At 48.1% G+C, this 4,043-nt stretch carries 5 protein-coding genes and 1 pseudogene; all 6 read right to left on the bottom strand.

Features of this window, described 5'->3' with window-relative positions; all coding sequences use genetic code 11:
• Positions 1-474, bottom strand: a pseudogene (locus ACLTD4_RS33170) (phosphate regulon sensor protein PhoR); the annotation flags it as partial.
• The gene (locus ACLTD4_RS33165) at positions 471-1,151 is read right to left on the bottom strand and encodes a response regulator transcription factor (protein ID WP_006780522.1); all 681 of its coding nucleotides are present in this window, start codon (positions 1,149-1,151) and stop codon (positions 471-473) included. The gene ACLTD4_RS33165 and the pseudogene ACLTD4_RS33170, both read right to left, overlap by 4 nt.
• 144 nt (positions 1,152-1,295) lie before the next feature.
• On the bottom strand, positions 1,296-2,024 hold the full coding sequence (locus ACLTD4_RS33160) for a hypothetical protein (protein ID WP_006780521.1): 729 nt from the start codon (positions 2,022-2,024) through the stop codon (positions 1,296-1,298).
• Between the two features lie 116 nt (positions 2,025-2,140).
• Positions 2,141-2,659: a TadE/TadG family type IV pilus assembly protein gene (locus tag ACLTD4_RS33155; RefSeq protein WP_034858377.1), complete on the bottom strand. Its 519-nt coding sequence runs from the start codon at positions 2,657-2,659 to the stop codon at positions 2,141-2,143.
• 8 nt (positions 2,660-2,667) lie between these two features.
• Positions 2,668-3,357: a TadE family protein gene (locus ACLTD4_RS33150; protein WP_006780519.1), complete on the bottom strand. Its 690-nt coding sequence runs from the start codon at positions 3,355-3,357 to the stop codon at positions 2,668-2,670.
• Positions 3,358-3,373: 16 nt separating this feature from the next.
• Entirely contained in the window at positions 3,374-3,892 is a 519-nt protein-coding gene (locus ACLTD4_RS33145) for a TadE/TadG family type IV pilus assembly protein (protein ID WP_006780518.1), read from the bottom strand.
• Positions 3,893-4,043 lie beyond the last annotated feature (151 nt).

The raw sequence follows: 4,043 nt of genomic DNA, 5'->3' as shown, positions 1-4,043 counted from the left end.
TTCCGGGGAAACCGCCAAAAGCTCATTGCGCACACCGGTAACCGTATTGGCGGCGGAATCCCCCACCACACCGGCCCGGTAAAGCTCCGTACCATTGCTCCAAATCACCGCCGACGAGATAATCTCCGGAATAAAGAGCAGATAATGTTCTCCGGGCTCCGCCTGAATCAACAGCCGGAACGTGGCATGGCCGAGTGCCGGATACCCGTTCACATTCCAGGAATTGGGCAATGTAAGAAACTCCCCGCCTGTCGGCACTCCCTGTCTGAAATCCTCCGGTGTGTAGAGACAGTCGTAGTAAAATTCCCACTGGCCGTTCAGATGATACACAGAGGAAGTAAAGTCAGTCCCGCGAAAATCCAGAACCCCATTCACCGCCTCCGGTCCCTCCGATACAGAAGACACCGACATACTGAAAAACATCCCGGTACACAACGCCAGAATCAGAAAAAAGATGACCAGAAATCGTTTCATATGGTTGCCCTCGCTTCCAATTTGGGGATAAAGCGGTATCCTTCTCCCCGCACTGTCTCAATCCGGCCAATCACGGACCCGGCATCCTCCAATTTATGGCGCAGCCTTGTGATATGTACCGCCACGGTATTGGCGCTGTCAGGCTTTCCCGTACGCCAGACTTCCTGATACAGCTCTGCCGCCGGCAGAATCTGCCCGGAATGGTCCATCAGGAACAAAAACAACTCAAACTCTTTCTGGGAAAGAGGGATAATCTGGTTATCAATCTGCAAAAGCCGGTTCTGATGGTCGATGACAAACCGTTTCATGGACCCACGGCGCACCTGGGCGTACACCCGCGCTGCCAGTTCCTTTAAGCTGTACGGTTTGGTGATGTAGTCCTCGCCGCCTGCCATCAGCCCCTTAATCTTATCCTCCTCCCCATCCATGCAGCTGAGAAACAGGATAGGCGCCGAGGTAAGCGCCCGGACCGCCTCACAGAGCGCAAACCCATTCATATCCGGAAGCAGCACATCCAGAAGAATGGCGTCATACTTCTGGTTTTTCAACAGTTCCAGCGCATCGGCCGCGCAGACGGCCGTGTCCACGCGATACCCCCGTGCCTCTAAGTACCTGCGGTTCGTTCGAAGAATATCAGGTTCATCATCAACTGCCAAAAGCCGGTAAGAATCATCCATAGACTCGCCTCCTATCCACAAGATGAATAAATCTGTTCATGTCCCTTAAAACGGGCAAATGCGAATGGTGTCGGCCATTCGCATTCGATTACTGGTTCTATTGTATGATAAAACAGACGGCTTGTCAATGAGTGGAATGATGGGTTACCTTTCGTACTGAGTGATTCGATAAATATCCGCTGTTTTCTGTGGACTTTGAAAGGCGTCATACTCATTCCCATCAAACATAAACTTCCGTATCGTGATACTTTTAGAATTTCTGGCGGTTATCGCATCAACGATTTCTCTGCCTGCATCGGACTTACACTTGACATACCGCAACTTCCCATCACTTTTCACAACGAAAATTCCAGGGTCATAGCCAGGAAGCGCTGTCTCTTCATACCAAATCGCCGCCACATCCGATATCCGCATAATACCACAAAAAATATTCTTTGGCAGTTTCAGCCAGTTCTTAGTCAAAAAACCAACTTCCATAAAGTCTTTTTCTTTGGAAGGGCTGGAGGACAGGGACAGCAATAAGGTACTTGGCTGGCGGCTCTCCTGATAGCACTCCAAAATCTCCTTTGCGGTGTAACCACTGTCCTTGGCAGTTTCCTCTGCAACGGAAGCGCCAACTTTGTTAATCAGCTTTATCCCAAACCATGCCAGGACAATGCCCAAAAGTACACAGCATATGGTGACTGCGCTCCAAATTATCCTGCTTTCATATATGATTTGGAGCAGCAGATGATTGCAGACTCCCGCAGCAAGTATTCCGATTCCCAGGAGCAAAAGACCGGCCCCCTCGTTTTTCATTTTACTTTTTTTGGTAAGTTCCTCCTCGGACCAAAGTAGTTCCGTCTCCAGTGTTTTTGTCATTGGCGTAATCATATTCTATCCTCCTGATATTTATTTTTATTACTCTCTTTATTAGACAAATTTTCAGTCTGCTTGTGACAGTAAATAAAAAATATTTTTGAGGAAATGATACGACATACAAAAACAATCTAATCGTCCAGCTCCACTCCCCCTGTCCACAGTTCGACAGGCATCCCCGCTGTGTACCGCTTTTCAATACCGTAGGATTGGGCGGTTTTCCTGCTGGCGTTAACCGGGAGCTCCGAAATTCCGATGATCGGAAGGAAGATGCATTGATACGTGTCATGGAGGGCCACGTCCATCTCGACGGAAATGATGGGATTTCCCAGCCGGGAAGTGTTGATTCTGGTGATTGTGCTTCGGTCTACATTGTCCAGGGTATATCCGTATTCGTAGAGATTCTTATTAAACTCCGTCCGAAAAGCCGACTCATAGTCGTTTGCAAAGGAATAATATGGAAGCATCTGCTGGATTTCCTCCGAGGAATACTTGGTAACTGCGCTGAGTCTTCGGTAGCTGGTAAAATACAGCCCCATATCCACCATAATTCCCATAAACATGAGAAGAAGGATGATTCCAAAAGCTCCCATTATCATTGCATTTCCTTCTTCTTTTTTTAACCAGGTTTTAAACCAATGTTTGAACATACGCCCTCCTATGTGTTGATACCGGGAGGAAGGTTATAGACATAACGTCCATCCACCTTCATCGTGAGATAATCCGTTCCATGACAGAACATCCACTGGCCCACTACGGTCAGCGGTTCATAGCGGTATGTCATATCCACTCTCACATCCGCACTGTAATACTCTATCTTTTCACCATCTCTCGGTGCCGCCCACGATGCCTTTTTGCCGGGGACATGAAGAACCTCCGCATTGATATACCAGCCGCCACGGATGGTATAGTTGACCTTATCCGGGTCTATCATTGTGACAAGACCCTGCAAACGCTTTTTGAACAGTATCTCGCTGTCAAAGGCATAAGAATAATACCAGGGGTCAATCGTCTCACCGGGTCCCGGATCGGCAAATGCAAACCAGCCATCATATTCATCAAAACTCCAGAGCGCCTGTTCCTCCGGACTCAGCCAGGACGGCTTTCGTCCCGTACTTTCCACTACCCAGTCATTCGGGTGAACATCGTGATACCAGATTAACATATACGGTCCTTTGACATTACGTCCCACGGCCTCTGCGTACTGGTTGAGATTGTACTTTGCAGTCATATACCAGGCGACCTCCATGCAGCCAATAATCGCCAGCAGGAGGATAGGAAGAACCAGCGCAAACTCTACCATAGCCTGGCCAGACTCTCTTTTTAGTTTCTTCCATCTGCCGCTCATGTTCCCATCTCCTTTCTTATGGCTTATAAGCATCATTTTCCAGAACCTTTACGGCAGAACTGTGAGCGCTTAAATCCATGTGATTATCCGTATCCCCAAAAATCAATTTCCCCATAGGTGTTAAGTAATCCACCTGATAATTGATATCGAGGGTTGTTTTCAGTACTTTATAATACATAGGCACTTTCCAGTGCTTGTTTTTATTGGATTTATAGACGTAGTCGTAATAGTCGTACCGGGTTACCTGGGTATCAGCGGACAGCTGGATAGCGCTGCCATTAAATTCCGGGAAGGATTTTTCAATATACAGGCTGATAAAATCTTCCGCGTCGCTGGGGTTTGACTTAATGTTGGCATGGACTGCCGTATCTGTCATATCCGCCAGGCTGATGTAGTTATATATCATCCACCCCGTATCCGCAATCCCGCTGAAGAATATAAGCAGAACCGGAAACACAAACGCAAATTCCACAAGGCTCTGTCCCTCTTCCCGCCGGGACAGCAGCCGTCGCCATCTTTTTATAAACTTGTTCATGAATAATCACGGCCCTCCATTGTATAGCAGTATTCTCCGCTTTCCTCATCGATGCCATACCAGTCGGAAAAGGACAGACGGAAGAGGCGTCCTCTCATCCCATCCAGATTCAGGCGGTGGGTCAGGGCGTGAAGATAAACTCCGGCATTGG

Source organism: Hungatella sp. (assembly GCF_046966825.1).
Note: the sequence above shows the minus strand (reverse complement) of the source record. Positions and strands in the feature narration are given on the sequence as shown.